The sequence below is a fragment of the Marinobacter mangrovi genome (assembly GCF_016798325.1).
Classification (GTDB): Bacteria; Pseudomonadota; Gammaproteobacteria; order Pseudomonadales; family Oleiphilaceae; genus Marinobacter_A; species Marinobacter_A mangrovi.
In genome coordinates this window covers 341,087-355,309 of the sequence record NZ_JAERVO010000003.1, presented here as the reverse complement: position 1 = coordinate 355,309, position 14,223 = coordinate 341,087, and the positions used below count along the sequence as shown (strand labels likewise).

General features: G+C 64.2%; 15 protein-coding genes. 11 read left to right on the top strand and 4 right to left on the bottom strand.

The window, feature by feature from the left end:
* Window positions 1–36 precede the first annotated feature (36 nt).
* Window positions 37–231: a hypothetical protein gene (locus tag JL474_RS11295; protein ID WP_123633812.1), complete on the top strand. Its 195-nt coding sequence runs from the start codon at window positions 37–39 to the stop codon at window positions 229–231.
* Window positions 232–322: 91 nt separating this feature from the next.
* Window positions 323–1,843, top strand: a complete 1,521-nt coding sequence (locus JL474_RS11290) for a putative bifunctional diguanylate cyclase/phosphodiesterase (RefSeq protein WP_203142140.1) — start codon at window positions 323–325, stop codon at window positions 1,841–1,843.
* A 23-nt stretch (window positions 1,844–1,866) separates the two neighbouring features.
* Here JL474_RS11290 and JL474_RS11285 read toward each other — a convergent pair whose 3' ends face one another.
* Window positions 1,867–2,754, bottom strand: a complete 888-nt coding sequence (locus JL474_RS11285; RefSeq protein WP_203142139.1) for an acyltransferase — start codon at window positions 2,752–2,754, stop codon at window positions 1,867–1,869.
* A 122-nt stretch (window positions 2,755–2,876) separates the two neighbouring features.
* Between JL474_RS11285 and JL474_RS11280 the strand changes: the two genes are divergently transcribed.
* Window positions 2,877–4,049: an alpha/beta fold hydrolase gene (locus JL474_RS11280; RefSeq protein WP_203142138.1), complete on the top strand. Its 1,173-nt coding sequence runs from the start codon at window positions 2,877–2,879 to the stop codon at window positions 4,047–4,049.
* Here JL474_RS11280 and JL474_RS11275 read toward each other — a convergent pair.
* Entirely contained in the window at window positions 4,046–4,720 is a 675-nt protein-coding gene (locus JL474_RS11275; protein ID WP_203142137.1) for a haloacid dehalogenase type II, read from the bottom strand. The genes JL474_RS11280 and JL474_RS11275 overlap by 4 nt on opposite strands.
* A gap of 110 nt (window positions 4,721–4,830) precedes the next feature.
* On the opposite strand from JL474_RS11275, the gene JL474_RS11270 reads away from it, so the two are divergent.
* The 4 genes from JL474_RS11270 (at window position 4,831) to JL474_RS11255 (ending at window position 9,267) form a co-directional block, all read left to right on the top strand.
* Window positions 4,831–5,745 (top strand): LysR family transcriptional regulator, encoded by a 915-nt coding sequence (locus tag JL474_RS11270; RefSeq protein WP_203142388.1) that lies wholly within the window; start codon window positions 4,831–4,833, stop codon window positions 5,743–5,745.
* A 135-nt stretch (window positions 5,746–5,880) separates the two neighbouring features.
* Window positions 5,881–7,098, top strand: coding sequence for a multidrug effflux MFS transporter (locus JL474_RS11265; RefSeq protein WP_203142136.1), 1,218 nt, complete (start codon window positions 5,881–5,883; stop codon window positions 7,096–7,098).
* 217 nt (window positions 7,099–7,315) lie between these two features.
* Complete coding sequence (tpx, locus tag JL474_RS11260; RefSeq protein WP_203142135.1) at window positions 7,316–7,813, top strand: thiol peroxidase; 498 nt, start codon at window positions 7,316–7,318, stop codon at window positions 7,811–7,813.
* 167 nt (window positions 7,814–7,980) lie between these two features.
* Complete coding sequence (locus tag JL474_RS11255; RefSeq protein WP_268890326.1) at window positions 7,981–9,267, top strand: MATE family efflux transporter; 1,287 nt, start codon at window positions 7,981–7,983, stop codon at window positions 9,265–9,267.
* A gap of 169 nt (window positions 9,268–9,436) precedes the next feature.
* Here JL474_RS11255 and JL474_RS11250 read toward each other — a convergent pair whose 3' ends face one another.
* A complete protein-coding gene (locus JL474_RS11250; protein WP_123633819.1) occupies window positions 9,437–9,862 on the bottom strand; it encodes a thioesterase family protein in 426 nt (141 codons plus the stop codon).
* A 128-nt stretch (window positions 9,863–9,990) separates the two neighbouring features.
* Between JL474_RS11250 and JL474_RS11245 the strand changes: the two genes are divergently transcribed.
* Complete coding sequence (locus JL474_RS11245; RefSeq protein WP_328797814.1) at window positions 9,991–11,634, top strand: MBL fold metallo-hydrolase; 1,644 nt, start codon at window positions 9,991–9,993, stop codon at window positions 11,632–11,634.
* 9 nt (window positions 11,635–11,643) lie between these two features.
* On the opposite strand, the gene JL474_RS11240 is transcribed toward JL474_RS11245, so the two are convergent.
* Window positions 11,644–12,186: a macro domain-containing protein gene (locus JL474_RS11240; protein ID WP_123633820.1), complete on the bottom strand. Its 543-nt coding sequence runs from the start codon at window positions 12,184–12,186 to the stop codon at window positions 11,644–11,646.
* Window positions 12,187–12,521: 335 nt separating this feature from the next.
* On the opposite strand from JL474_RS11240, the gene JL474_RS11235 reads away from it, so the two are divergent.
* From JL474_RS11235 to JL474_RS11225, 3 genes are read left to right on the top strand one after another with little or no spacing between them, the layout of a single operon-like run.
* Window positions 12,522–12,899, top strand: coding sequence for a DUF4398 domain-containing protein (locus JL474_RS11235; RefSeq protein WP_123633821.1), 378 nt, complete (start codon window positions 12,522–12,524; stop codon window positions 12,897–12,899).
* A gap of 25 nt (window positions 12,900–12,924) precedes the next feature.
* The gene (locus JL474_RS11230) at window positions 12,925–13,734 is read left to right on the top strand and encodes an OmpA family protein (protein ID WP_123633822.1); all 810 of its coding nucleotides are present in this window, start codon (window positions 12,925–12,927) and stop codon (window positions 13,732–13,734) included.
* A 57-nt stretch (window positions 13,735–13,791) separates the two neighbouring features.
* The gene (locus JL474_RS11225; RefSeq protein ID WP_203142134.1) at window positions 13,792–14,163 is read left to right on the top strand and encodes a DUF2784 domain-containing protein; all 372 of its coding nucleotides are present in this window, start codon (window positions 13,792–13,794) and stop codon (window positions 14,161–14,163) included.
* Window positions 14,164–14,223 lie beyond the last annotated feature (60 nt).

Here is a 14,223-nt window from a genome sequence, read left to right as displayed (position 1 = left end):
CAAAACAGCCTGGCACCACCCCTCAGGAGGTGAACCATGCGACCCGATGAATTCCTCAAGAAGTACGGCTTCGACGAAGAGGACGAGAAAGACCACAGCCTGCGCGGTCGGGCACTCGACCACGCCCGTCACCTGAAGCGGCCCCACGCCGGGACGCCTCATGACTGGGAAGACTGGGAACGGTATCGGCACGAACACCCTGAAGACATCGAAGACGAACCAGAAGAATAAAACCCGGTTTTCCAACAGACTGGTAACGCCGCACCACGCCACGTGATGTATCCGTCTTGAATCCGGTGCAATCCGGCAGAGGTGAGAGTCAGTGTCCAGGGACAGTGAGTACAGGGAAAGCGACGCCTTATTCCGGCAGAACATACAGGACATCACCCGCCAGCTGCGTGAGCGGCTGGCCCGGGGTGATATTGTGCCGGTGGTGTCGGACTCCGACGACGCCGATATGCTGCAACTGATGGATACGGTCCATCATCTGCTTGCGGTGATGGACCAGGCGATCCACGACCAGCAGTACCTGGACACCGAGACCGGCTTCGCCAACGCCGATTATCTGGAAGAACAGCTCGACCGTCGCCTGCGCGGCGCCAACACTCCGGTCCTGTCGCTGATCCTGCTGAGCATTCCCAACCGCACCCTGATTGCCGAAACCCTCGATGCCCGGGAAACCCGGCAGCTCCGCACCGCCTTGCGCGAACGCCTGCAGCGCACCCTGGCCACCAACGAACTGGTCGCCAGCCTGCCCGACGGTACGCTCGCGTTCGTGGTACCCATGGACAGCGAACCCAAGTTGCGTCTGCGCGCCCAGCACATCATGAACGCCCTGGATGACCCCTTCAGCCTGGGCGAGCGCCAAGTCTGGTTATCGGCAGTAGCCTCGGCGGCGCGGGTGCGCCCGGAGGGTCCCGACACCACCCACACCCTGATCCAGGCCGCCAGAGCGGCCCTGGGCGAGTCCCGCAGCAAGGGCACCGGCAGTTTCGTGCTGTTCGAGGACACCATGCGCGCCCAGCGCCACGGTCGCCTGGACATGGAACAGACCATCCGATCGGCCCTGCGCCGGGGCTGGCTGGAGACCTTCCTGCAACCGTTGGTGGATTTGCAGCACGGCCAGGTGACCGGCTTTGAAGTGCTCTCGCGTATCCGTCATCCCGAACGCGGACTGATCTCGCCCTCGGTCTTCGTGCCCGTGGCCGAACGCACCGGCCTGATTCGTCCGCTCAGCGACCAGATGATGCGCCAGGCCGTGCCGCTGATGCAGGACGCCCGCCTGCAAAAGCATTTCGGCGACGACTTTACCTTCAGCGTGAACCTGTCACCGACCCAGCTGCACGACCCCAACCTGGCCGACCAGATTCTGCAGATCCTCAAAACCGCCGACGCCGATCCGCGGCGGCTGAAAATCGAGTTGACCGAAACCGCCGTAATGGCCGATCCCAACGTAGCCATCCACCTGATCCACCGCCTGCGCAAGCAGGGCATCGCCATTGCGCTGGATGACTTCGGTTCGGGCTATTCGTCGCTGGCCTACATCCGCAACCTGCCCCTGGATCAGCTCAAGATCGACCGCAGCCTGGTCTCCGGGCTGGATCACGACAACGAGAAACGGGCCATCCTGGAAATGATCTTGACCCTGTGCGAGCGACTGGAGCTGGATGTGGTGGCCGAGGGCATTGAAACCGAGGCGGAACTGGGTTGCCTGCTGGGCATGGGTGCCCACTACGGTCAGGGCTTCCTGTTCAGCCGGCCCCAGGCGGTGGACGACCTGCTGAAGGCCGTGCCCGCCAGCGGACTGCTGCAGTCCGCCGACGCCGGCGAAGAGGTGCGCTAGGGCGCCTCTGATTCGCGCCTGAATCAGGCGTTCAGCGACTCCAGCATCTGGTCCTTCTCGGACCATACGCTGCCCAGCCAGGCCTTCATCTCCTTACGGAAGGCGGCATCCTCGCTGTAATCCCGCCCCTTGAGGTGAGCCGGTATGGGCACGGTGTCGATGCGCAGGCGAACCGTCGACACCCGGCCGCAGAGGAAATCCCAGAAGCTCGGCGCCCCGTCCGGGTAGGCAATGGTCACGTCCACCAGCGTTTCGATCGAATCGCCCATCGCGTCCAGCACGAACCCTGCCCCACCGGCCTTGGGCTGCAGCAGGTGCTTGTAGGGGGATTTCTGTTTGGCGTGCTTGGCCGGGGTGAAACGGGTCCCTTCCACGAAGTTCATCACCGAGACCGGTGCAAAGCGGAATTTTTCACAGGCCTTGCGGGTGGAGACCATGTCCTGGCCGCGCTTTTCCGGGTGCTTGATCAGGTACTCGCGGGAATAACGCTTCATGAACGGGAAATCCAGGCCCCACCAGGCCAGGCCGATCACCGGCACGTAGATCAGCTCCCGCTTGAGGAAGAACTTGAGGAACGGCGCCCGGCGGTTGAACACCCGCTGCATGGCAAAGATGTCCACCCAGCTCTGGTGGTTGGACAGCACCAGGTACCACCCCTCTCGGCGGAGCTTATCGGCCCCTTCGACGTCCCATTTCGTGCTCTGGGTCAGCATCTGCCAACCCGTATTGCAGGCCACCCAGGCCTCGGAAATCATGATGATGATCCGGGTGCAGAAGCCCTGCCAGGGCTTGATCGGAATCAGCTTGAGCAGCGCCGGAATGTAGAGCAGCACGCACCAGAAAACGGTGTTGATGGCGAGCAGTACGGCGGCAATGACACCCCGGACCGGGGCGGGCAGAAAACTCAGCATTGTTGTTGTCCATTCAGGCATCGGGAAACCGGCGCTCATGATAACAAGCGACTGGCCAAAATGCCCGACGTGGATGCCGGGTCCGCCACTGATTGGTGGACCTGAGTCATTACACTGCGACCATGTTTCGCCAACAGGACCTGACCGTGAACCTGATCCAGTCCACCCTGCAGCGCGGCGCCCGGTTGAGCCGGCAAACCCGGGACTATGCCGGCAACGCGTTCGATCGCGTCTTCCGCTCCGCGGAGATGGTGCTGGCCGGCAAGACGCCCTATGAGACACTGGCCGAAGACGGCCTGGTGAGCCTGCGCTACTACCCGCCGCTGGAGAGTTTCAGCATCCAGCTGGGCGACGATACGGTACCGGTGGAACCCACCACCCACCGCGTACCGATCGTGATTGTCCCGCCGCTGGCGGTGAACATGCTGATCTACGATCTCTTCCCGCAACGCAGCCTGGTGCGCTACCTGCGCGCCCGGGGTTTCGACGTGTACCTGATCGACTGGGGCATGCCCACCCGGCGGCATAGCCACTACAACCTGCACACCTACGTGGCCGAACTGCTGCCCCGCTACCTGGATGCCGTGCGCCAGCACAGCGGCGAGCAGGACCTGAGCCTGCACGGCTGGAGCATGGGCGGGATGTTCACCCTGTTCTACACGGCCCTGAGCGGCGATCGCCATATCCGCAACGCGGTGGTGCTGGGCTCGCCCATCGACAGCCACGCCTCCGGCCTGATGGGGCTGATGTACCGCCGTTTCAGCGATGTGGCGGGACTGGTGCGCCGCCATACCGGCTTCCGCATTCACGATGTGCGCCCGCACTGGTTGCACACGCCGGGATGGGCCAACACCATCGGCTTCAAGCTGACCAACCCCATTGGCAGTGCCATGGGCTACTGGGAACTGTTGCTGCGCCTGGGAGACCGGGAATTCGTCACCAACCACGCCACCACCTCGGCGTTCCTCGACCGCATGGTGGCCTACCCCGGCGGCATCATCCAGGACACGCTCGTGCGGGTCTGGATCGACAACCAGCTGTCGGACGGGGAAATCCAGATCGGCGAGGACATGGCCCGGCTGGAGAACGTGCACGCCAACCTGTTGGCCATTGCCGGCGAAGGCGACACCATGGTCACACCGGGCGCCGCCAAACGGGTGATGGACCACGTCAGCTCCAGCGACAAGACCTTCCGCGTGGTGCCCGGTGGACACATGGGCATCCTGGCGGGCAGTCAGGCGCCGGAAGCCAGCTGGATCGAGATCGCCGACTGGCTGGCGGAGCGCTCGGACTAGGCGATGTCGTCCAGGGCCTCACGCAATCCCTGCAGGCTGTGGATAACGGCCGACGGCGCCAGCCCCCAATCCTCGAACGGTACGGCCGGGTCCCGCTGCACCCAGATCGCGGACAGCCCGGCCGAGCGGGCCCCAATTACGTCCCAGGCATTGGACGACACCAGACAAAGCGGCTGGTCGTAGGCGCCGGTGGCACGCCGGGCGTGGGCGTACACCGCCGGGTCGGGCTTGAAACTCTTGATGTCGTCCACGGAGACCAACCCGGTCAGATAATCCCGCAAACCATTATGGCCGAGCACTTTTTCCAGCGCCGGGTAGCTGCCGTTGGAAAACGCATAGCAGGGATACACCTCACCCAACTCCGCCAGCATGGGTTTGGCGTCAGGGAAGGCCGGCAGGGTCAGGTACGCCTGCATCAGTTCGTCCTCCCGCGCCTTCGACAGCGTCAGCCCCTGCAGCGCCATGGCGTGGCGCAGGGCCTCGCGGGTACAGACGCCAAAATCCGCGTACAGACGCATCAACCCACGGCGGAACGAGAACTCCAGTTGCTTCTCCCGCCACAGGCGGCTGACCGTGGCGGCCTGTTCACCGCAATCCGCTTTCAGGTGATCGCTCATGCCCTGGGGATCCACCAGGGTGCCGTAGACATCGAACGCCAGATGCATGCTCATGGGAAATTCGCCTTGTTCAGGGCCCGATCCGGCGGGCCGGGGAATGGAACCTTGCCAGTCAGTGTATGCGACGCTGGCCGTCTCTGAACAACCGCCGTACACTGCGATTCATGAATCCGATCGATCAATTCAACCTCGATGTCCGCTCGCTCAGCGTCTTCCTGGCGGTGCTGGACGAAGGCAGCGTGTCCGCCGCCGCGGTATCCCTCGGGGTAAGCCAGTCCGCGGTCAGCCATACGCTGGACCGCCTGCGCCAGGCCCTTGGTGACCCGCTGTTTGTCAAGGCGGGCCGGGGCATTACACCGACCCGTTACGCGCTGGACACCGGTCCCCACGTGCGCCAACTGGTGCAGGAACTGCGTGGGCTGGCGCTGGGCCCGCCGTTCATACCGGCCGAAGCCCGTCTGACCGTCACCATCGCCGCCAACGATTACCAGCGCGACCTGTTGCTGCCAGCCCTGGCGAAGGTGCTGCAATCGGAAGCACCAGGCATCGAACTGCAGGTCATGCCGTCCGGCATTCCCACGCCGGACCGGTTGCGCCGGGAGCTGTGCGACCTGATGATCACCCCGCATCCGCCGCCCGCCAGCGACATCATCCAGCGCCGCCTGCTGGACGACCGCATGGTGGTGTTCTACGACCCGGCCCAGCGGGACGCGCCGGCCAACATGGCCGATTACCTGGCCAGCCGCCACATCTCCATCGTCTTTAACACCGGCGAGCGCCTGGGCATGGACGAGGTCCTGGCCAGCCAGGGCGTGGTCCGGGAGGCAGCGGTGACCGTGTCCAACTTCTCGGGGTTGCCGGCCTTCCTGCGGGATACCCCGCTGCTGGCATCCGCGCCCGCGCGTCTCAAGGACGGCATCCTGCGGGACTTTGCCGTCGCCCCGCTGCCTTTCCGCCATCGCACCTTCAGTCTGTACCTGCTCTGGCATCAGCGCCACCACAAGGATCCGGCGCAGCGCTGGGTCCGCAACCAGCTGCTGACGATCGCCAGCCAACTGCCGGAACACCCGCCGCAATAACCCATCACTTTTATTCATATATCGAATGAACGATCCGGCCGTTATCGGACGCCGGTCTTTCCGTAAGCTGTCTCCTGATAACTGACGAACACATTTATTCGCAGTCCTTCTCAAATCTCTGGAGTCCTCCGGCTCATGCTGTCCTTGACCAGCCTGTCCACCACAATCCTGCTCGCCGCGGCCGTTGCCTTGGGACCGCTGGCCACGGATATGTACCTGCCGGCCTTGCCGGAGTTGGGGGCGACGCTGCAGGCGGACACCGGCCAGGTCCAGCTGACCCTGAGCCTCTACCTGGCCGGTTTTGCCCTGGCCCAACTAATCTGCGGCCCCCTGGCAGACCGTTTTGGCCGCAAGCCGATCATGGTGGGCGGCCTGTTGCTGTTTGCCCTGGCCAGCGTCGGTTGCGCCCTGTCTGAAAGCATCGAGGCACTGACCCTGTGCCGCTTCCTGCAGGCCCTGGGCGGCTCCGCCGGACCGGTGCTGGGCCGGGCCGCCGTGCGAGATATCCACAGCCCCCGGGAAGCCGCCCGCATCATGGCGTTGCTGGCGGCGATCATGGCGGTGGCGCCGGCGCTGGCGCCGACCCTGGGCGGGATCCTGCTGGCCGGACTCGGCTGGCCGTCGATCTTCCTGGCACTGGGAGGCTACGCGGTAGCGCTGAGCCTGATCATCGCGCTGCGCCTGCCCGAGCCGTTGCCGCGCCATTACCGACAAACCCTGAAGCCGGCGAACCTTGTCCGGAACTACTGGACCGTTGCCTGCGACCGGTCGTTCCAGGGCTACGCACTGACCAACGCGCTGCTGTTCTCCGGCCTGTTCGCGTTCCTGTCCGGCGCCTCCTTCGTGCTGATCGATTTCCTGGGCGTGTCGCCGACAGCCTTCGGCGCCTATTTCTCGGTGATGGTGTTCGGCTACATGGCTGGCAGCTTTCTGGCGGCCCGACTGGGCCGTCGCCTGTCGCCCGACCAGATGCTGCGCCTGGGCCTGATCATCGCCGTCACCGGCGGCACCCTGATGGCCGGGCTCGCCTGGGCGGAGGTGTTCACCCGGGCGGCCGTGATCCTGCCGCAGATGGTGTTCATGATCGGCGTGGGCATGGTGATGCCCCAGACCATGGCGGGCGCCCTGGCGCCGTTCCCGCACATGGCCGGATCCGCCTCGGCGCTGTATGGCTTTATCCAGATGGCGGCCGCCGCCGGCACCGGCGCCCTGGTCGGTCACCTGCATAACGGCACCAGCCAGACCATGGCCGGCATCATTGCCGGCTGCGCCCTGGCCGCCGGTGTCGCCTACCTGCTGCGCACCGCCCGCTACCCGGCGCCCAGTTTTGACGTCGTGCCCAGTCATGGCTGAGGATAAGGGTTCGGCGTCGACTCGCACCTGACGATGAGCAGTCAGTCCACGCCAACCGCCGGACACCTGATTTCCGAACCTCCAGGACGAATTCCGGTCTAGACTTCTCTCACGGTTTTCGCCGACGCCTAATCCAAAAGTCGACAGATCCGTTTTGCGCCAGGCGTGGTAAAACGATCCATCACTCAAGTACGGCCAAACGACAAGGAGCATTTTCATGAGCAAGGTCACACTCGATGGCAACCCGCTGGAGATCGGCGGTCAATTCCCTGCCAAGGGCGACAAAGTCCCGGATTTCTCGCTGACCACCAGCGGCCTGGAAGACAAGGGGCTGAGCGCCTGGGCCGGCAAACGCAAGATCCTGAACATCATCCCCAGCGTCGACACCGGCGTCTGCGCGGCGTCCACCCGCAAGTTCAACGAAAAGGCCGGCAGCCTCGACAACACCGTCGTGCTGGTGATCTCCGCTGACCTGCCGTTCGCCGCGGGCCGCTTCTGTGGCGCCGAGGGTCTGGAAAACGTGGAAACCCTGTCCACCTTCCGCAACGACGACTTCCGCGAAGACTACGGCGTGGCCATCAACAGCGGCCCACTGAAAGGCCTGTGCTCCCGCGCGGTCGTCGTGCTGGACGAGAACGACACCGTCCTGCACAGCCAGCTCGTCGGCGAAATCAAGGACGAGCCGGATTACGAGGCGGCCCTCGCCGTTCTCTGATCCATCGTCAATGCGCCGGGGCCTGTGGGCCCCGGTCATCCCGCACTGCCCTTCCTGGCTCCGGCTGGTAAACTGCCCGTTCATTTTGTGTCCGGACCCGCAGGTTTCCCGCTGACGTGAGAGCCCAAATCGACCCCAACCGCCCCCTTGGTCGCCAACTGCTGGTCATGACGTGGCCCATGCTGTTCGGCGTGCTATCGCTGATGAGTTTCCAGCTGGTGGACAGCATCTTCATCGGGCAACTGGGTCGGGATCCGCTGGCGGCGCTGGGTTTCACCGTACCGATGCAGCAACTGATCATCGGCCTGCAGGTGGGACTGGGGATCGCCACCACGGCCATCATCTCCCGCACGCTGGGCGCCGGCGATGAAACCCGGGCCGAACGGCTGGGCGGTCTCGTGGTCTTCATTGGCGGCGGCATGGTCCTGCTGTTGGTGGGCCTGCTCTGGCTTTCCCGCTACCCCATCCTGAAACTGCTGGGCGCCGAGCCCGGCCTGATGCCGCTGATCTCCACCTACTGGATCCCCTGGCTGGGTGCCGCCTGGCTGGGCGCCATGGCCTATTTCGGCTACAGCGTGTGCCGCTCCCACGGCGATACCCGCCTGCCCGGCTACATGATGGTGGCCACCAGCCTGGTCAACATTGCGCTGGACCCGCTGTACATTTTCGTCTTCGACTGGGGCCTGCCCGGCGCCGCGCTGGCCACCATGACCTCTTTCACCGTGGGCATCCTGGGGGTTTATCCCAAACTGCTGAAGCGCGGCTGGCTGCGCTTTGACCTGTCGGCCCTGACCCTCGGACCCGCCGTGCGTCAATTGGGAGGGATCATGGCCCCGGCGATGATGAGCCAGTTGATGCCGCCCCTCGCCGCCAGCCTCGCCACGGCGCTGGTCGCCGGTTTCGGCACCGCGGCCGTCGCCGCCTGGGGTCTGGGTACCCGGCTCGAGTTTTTCTCCATCGTCGTGGTGCTGGCCCTGACCATGTCCATGCCGCCCATGATCGGCCGCTTCCTGGGCTCGGGCGATATCGACCGCATCCGCAAGCTGGTGCGCATTGCCGTTCGCTTCGTCGTGATCTGGCAACTGGCCATCGGTCTGGTGTGGCTGGCACTGTCCGGTTTCGTATCGGACCTGTTCACGGCGGATGCGTCGGTCACCACCGTCCTGCACAGCTACCTGGTGCGAGTGCCGCTGAGTTACTGCGGGCTGGGGGTGTGCATGCTGATGGTGTCGGTCTGCAACGCGCTGGGGCTGTCGATGCGGGCCCTGTTGGTCTCGGTGCTGCGGCTGTTCCTGTGCTACCTGCCCTGCCTCTGGATCGGATCGCAGATCGGCGGCATCGAAGGGCTGCTCAGCGGGGCGCTGGTGGGCAACCTGGCGGCCGGGACGCAGGCTTATCTGTTCTATCGGCAGGGCATGGTGAAGCTGCGCACGGCCGTCGCCGAACCAGCCTGAAACCGGTCACGTCAACTCGAGGTATGAAGGAAGCGAATGGTCATCCTTGCCGGAGGAGGCACAGGGACGTGCCGGTCGCATTAGCCGGCCAGGGACGGCCGTCTAATGCAGCGCAGGCAAGGATGACCATTCGCTTCCCGCCCCCCAAGCCAAATCACTTTGATAAGGCCTAAGGAAACTTAGCCCGAAACGCCTCCGGCATCGGCACGACTTTCTTCTCCCGATAGTTGAAGAAAACAAACCCGTACTTGGCCAGCGCCACCGGCTGCCCGGACTCCGCCTTGGTCACCCGGAACACGAAATCCCCGCCGTATTTATTGAAATCCGTCAGCCCGATCTCAAAGCGCAGCACTTCCGGAAAAAACGACTCCGACTGATACATGGTGGCCAGGTCCGTCACGATGATCCCGGCACCGTCCCGATCCACCTCCCCGATCCCGTACTTCACCAGCAACTGCGCCCGGGCCTCGGACAGCATGGAAATCAGGGCATCATTGCCCAGGTGGCTGGCGCCGTTAATGTCGGTGATCCGCACCGGCATTTCCGTCGAGAAAACAAAAACGTCATCGGGAAAGGAGAGTTGAACTCGGGCCATAATCCTGCTCGTTCGTGACACGTTGGAGACAAAAGGAGCCGTAGTCTACGCGTTTACCGCCACGGTCGCATTCGCATTCAAGGCGCGCTATCGTTGATGCTTTCATTCTCCAGTCAGCGAACGTCACCATGATGCAACCGCGACCTGCCTCAACGCTGGCGCTCCTGCGGGAGGCCGCCAACGGCTTCGAAGTCCTGATGCTGCAGCGCAGTCACCAGGCCGCGTTCCTGCCCGGTTATTACGTGTTTCCCGGCGGCGCCGTGGACACCATCGACACCCACCCGGACCTGATGCCCTGGCTGACCGGCCACTCCGAAGCGTCCGCGTGCCAGATGCTGGGCATCGACACCGACGGACTAGGCTACCTGGTGGCGGCCATCCGCGAGTGTTTCGAAGAAGCAGGCCTGCTGCTGGCCCTGGATGACGACGGCACCCCCATCGGCGCCGACCATCCAGCCCTGGACGAGGACCGCCACGCCATCATGCACGGCAACCGGCCGATGGCGGACGTCTGCCGGACCCATGCGTTGACCCTGCCACTGGACCGACTGCATTACATCGACCACTGGGTCACACCGCCCGGCGCTCCTCGCCGCTTCGACACGCGGTTTTTCGTGGCGCAGGCGCCGGAGGACCAGGTCGCAGCCCACGACGGCCGGGAAACCATCGACCATTGCTGGCTCAACCCGCAACGGGCGCTGGAAGAGCATCGCATGGGCAAACGGCAGTTCGGCGCCCCGACGCTGACCGTCCTGCGCCGGCTGGCCCGTTTTGACCGACTGGACGACGCCCTGGCGGACGCCCAGCGCAACCGGCCACAGCCGTTTCCCACCGAACCCTGGCCAGCCCGCAAGAATGGCGATCTGGTTACCCTCGATCCCGGCGATGCCGCCTATCCCGAGGTGCGCAAACGCGATCCGCAAGGCTACGGCACCGCAGAAGCGACGATCGAACCCAGCCTTTGGGTGCGCCTGGGCGAACACATCTGGCGCCTGACCGTCCCCAACCCGGGCGTGATGACCGGCCCCGGCACCAACACCTACCTGATCGACGACGCCGACGGCGCCCTGATCATCGATCCCGGCCCCTATCACGCCGAACACATCGAACGTCTGCTAACACGCACCGAAAACCGCGTACGGGCGATCCTCGTCACCCACACCCACGGCGATCACAGCCCCGGCGCCCGCGCACTCAAGGAGGCCACCGGCGCGCCGCTGATTGGCCTAGCGCCACCGGACGACGGCTTCCAGGATACGTCATTCGTGCCCGACCACGAACCCGCCCATGGTGAATGGATGACGCTGACGGAGTCACGGCTGAAAATCCTGCACACGCCCGGCCATGCCTCCAACCACCTGTGCTTCCTGCACGAAGGCGAGCGCATGCTGTTTTCCGGCGATCACATCATGCAAGGCTCAACCGTCGTCATTAATCCACCGGACGGCGACATGGCGGACTACCTGGATTCCCTGCATCATCTGCTGGAAGAAGAGATCGACTGGATCGCGCCGGGGCACGGCTTCCTGCTCGCTTATCCACAGATCGTGATTGACCTGCTGGTCACCCACCGTCTGAACCGCGAGCGCAAGGTCATCCGGGCGCTACGCAAAACCGGACCCGCGCCGCTCGACGATCTGGTGCCGGAAGCTTACGCCGATGCCGCGCCGGCCCTGCATGGCCTGGCCTCGCGCTCGCTGCTGGCGCACCTGCTGAAGCTGGAAAAAGATGGCCGGGCAACACGGGACGGCGAGCACTGGGCCCTCCGCTGATCCCCACGCTCAGTTGGATACCCCAACCCGCCGCAACACCCGTCCATGCAGGGCCGCGTCGTCGTGGCTGAACAGCACAAAACGGATCTGCTGCACATGGCTCAGGGACGCGCACAGCGCCAAGAGTGTCTGGAAAGCCACCTCGGCCGCCGCCTCCATGGGATAACCAAAGGCTCCGGTCGATAGGGCGGGAAAGCCGATGGAGTGCAGCTGCTCCTTGTCCGCCAGCTCCACTGCATTGCGGTAGCAGTCCGCCAGCAGGCTGTCTGATGGCGTATCGCGGCCATACACCGGACCCAGGCAGTGAATCACCCAGGGGTTGGGCAAACCATATCCCGCGGTGATCACTGCATCCCCCGGCCGAATCGGGGCCAGGGAACGGCAGGCCGCATCCAGCTCCGGCCCGGCCGCCCGATGGATGGCCCCGGCGACGCCGCCACCGGGTCGCAATTCCGCATTGGCCGCGTTCACGACCGCGTCGAGATCCGGCTGCCGGGTGATGTCCCCCTGCACACAGCTCACGGTGACGCCATGGCGATTCAGTTCAAACATCCTGCCTCCCCCTTGTTGGTCCGGGCCGGTGATCGCGTTTCCGCAGACGCCAACAGCTGGTAATCGCTGAAAAATCAGGAATATGACCAGATCGTAAGGGTGCCGGAACCGCGGTCAGCCTGCCTCAGGGCCGCGGCGCGCGCATGCGTACAGCCCGACGATCCACCCCGTCAAGTTGCACATTTTTCATACAGAAATAAAAGCCAGCTGCTATTTTTAATCGTAGTCAAGAAGTGTGCTCCTGGTGAAACAGCCCCTCCCAGAAAGGGGCAATCGGCGAGTGACGAGCAGCCATGCAGGCTGGACCTACAACCGCAAGCACAAGGAGAGGGTGAATGATAAGGCAGACTTATTACCTCCGTTTGGCACTGGCCCTGGGGCTGTCGACCATGTTGGCAGCCTGCGCCAGTTCGGGAAAGATTCCCACCGAAGACAAGACCGCTGCTGAGAACGCCATCCAGCAGGCGGAATCCTCCGACGCCCGCGACTTCGAACCAGTGCTGCTGAACCGGGCCCAGAACAAGGTGGCGGATGCCGAGCAACTGATCAAAGACGAGAAGTTCAACGAGGCGGGGGATCTGCTGCAGCAGGCCACCGTTGACGCCCAGTTGGCGGCCGCCCGCTCGGAAACCGCGAAGGCCCGTAAGGCCGTCGAGGAAATCAACGCCAACATCGAACAGCTGCGCCAGCGTCTGAACCAGGCGCAGCAGTAACAGCGGATTCCAGGAGGTTATCATCATGACGAAACGGATATTGATGTCGGGTTCCGCGTTGGCGCTGTCCGCCCTGCTCACCGCCTGCGCGAGTACTCCCCAGCAGAATGCCAAGGTGGACGAGGCACGCGCCTCCTATCAGGCGATCGCCGACGATCCCTACGTCGCCCGCGCCGGCTCGACCCAACTGCGCGAAGCCGAGCTGTCCCTGAAGAAGGCCGAGAACCTGCTTGAGGACGGCGCTGACACCGACAGGGTGGAACAGGCCGCTTACCTGGCCAATCGCCACGCCGAGATCGCCAGCCAGCAGGGCGAACGCGCCCGGTTGCAGGAGGAAATCAAATCGGCGGAAAGCCGCCGCGATCAGTTGACCCTGCAGGCCCAGACCATGAAGACCCAGCAGGCGCAATCCGAAGCGGAACGCCTGAAAGCCGAAATGGCGGCGCTGCAGGCCAAACAGACCGAGCGCGGCATGGTCCTGACCCTGGGCGACGTGCTGTTTGACGTGAACAAGGCGGACCTCAAGCCTGCCGGCGAACGCACGGTGCAAAAACTGGCGGATTTCATGAACGAGTACCCGGAACGACGGGTGCGGGTTGAAGGCTACACCGACAGTACCGGCGCCGCGTCCTACAACCAGACGCTGTCCGAGCGGCGCGCCGAATCCGTGCGCAATGCCCTCATGCTGGCGGGGATCGCCTCATCCCGGGTCGAAGTGAAAGGCTATGGCGAGCAGTACCCCGTAGCCACCAACGACACCTCGGCCGGACGTCAGCAGAACCGTCGGGTCGAGATCGTCATTTCGGATGAAAACGGCGACATCAAGAGTCGCTGACCCGGACCCGCTGGCCGGTCATCCCAAGGCCGGCCAGCCTTTCCCGTTTAAGCCCCGATGATCTGGCGCCTGGCGGCGGATGCCGTCCTCGTCCTGCACCTGCTGTTTATCGCGTTTGCCGTCCTCGGAGGCCTGCTCATCCTGTGGCGGCGCGGTTTCGTCTGGCTACACGTGCCGGCCCTGGTCTGGGCGACGCTGGTCATGCTCAACGGCTGGCTCTGCCCACTCACACCCCTGGAAATCGAGTTGCGGCAATGGGCCGGTGAGGCCGGCTACCGCGGCAGCTTCATTGCTCACTACCTGCTACCTTTAATCTATCCACCGGGCCTGACCCGCACGGTCCAGATTGCACTCGGCGTCAGCGTGGTCCTGATCAACCTGACGATTTACGGGTGGCTGATCCGGCGCCGGAAGGCAACAGGATCTTAATGTTGTTGATCCGCGGTCGTAGGCAGAATAGGCGCTTCGCCGTGAGTTAAGTCGTTCAAG

What these genes read in the sequence shown, in the direction of transcription:
- JL474_RS11295 (WP_123633812.1), top strand. Translation starts at nt 37, where the DNA reads ATGCGACCCGATGAATTCCTCAAGAAGTACGGCTTCGACGAAGAGGAC.
- JL474_RS11285 (WP_203142139.1), bottom strand. Translation starts at nt 2,754, where the DNA reads ATGCTGAGTTTTCTGCCCGCCCCGGTCCGGGGTGTCATTGCCGCCGTA.
- JL474_RS11280 (WP_203142138.1), top strand. Translation starts at nt 2,877, where the DNA reads ATGTTTCGCCAACAGGACCTGACCGTGAACCTGATCCAGTCCACCCTG.
- JL474_RS11275 (WP_203142137.1), bottom strand. Translation starts at nt 4,720, where the DNA reads ATGAGCATGCATCTGGCGTTCGATGTCTACGGCACCCTGGTGGATCCC.
- JL474_RS11270 (WP_203142388.1), top strand. Translation starts at nt 4,831, where the DNA reads ATGAATCCGATCGATCAATTCAACCTCGATGTCCGCTCGCTCAGCGTC.
- JL474_RS11265 (WP_203142136.1), top strand. Translation starts at nt 5,881, where the DNA reads ATGCTGTCCTTGACCAGCCTGTCCACCACAATCCTGCTCGCCGCGGCC.
- tpx (WP_203142135.1), top strand. Translation starts at nt 7,316, where the DNA reads ATGAGCAAGGTCACACTCGATGGCAACCCGCTGGAGATCGGCGGTCAA.
- JL474_RS11255 (WP_268890326.1), top strand. Translation starts at nt 7,981, where the DNA reads ATGACGTGGCCCATGCTGTTCGGCGTGCTATCGCTGATGAGTTTCCAG.
- JL474_RS11250 (WP_123633819.1), bottom strand. Translation starts at nt 9,862, where the DNA reads ATGGCCCGAGTTCAACTCTCCTTTCCCGATGACGTTTTTGTTTTCTCG.
- JL474_RS11245 (WP_328797814.1), top strand. Translation starts at nt 9,991, where the DNA reads ATGATGCAACCGCGACCTGCCTCAACGCTGGCGCTCCTGCGGGAGGCC.
- JL474_RS11240 (WP_123633820.1), bottom strand. Translation starts at nt 12,186, where the DNA reads ATGTTTGAACTGAATCGCCATGGCGTCACCGTGAGCTGTGTGCAGGGG.
- JL474_RS11235 (WP_123633821.1), top strand. Translation starts at nt 12,522, where the DNA reads ATGATAAGGCAGACTTATTACCTCCGTTTGGCACTGGCCCTGGGGCTG.
- JL474_RS11230 (WP_123633822.1), top strand. Translation starts at nt 12,925, where the DNA reads ATGACGAAACGGATATTGATGTCGGGTTCCGCGTTGGCGCTGTCCGCC.
- JL474_RS11225 (WP_203142134.1), top strand. Translation starts at nt 13,792, where the DNA reads ATGATCTGGCGCCTGGCGGCGGATGCCGTCCTCGTCCTGCACCTGCTG.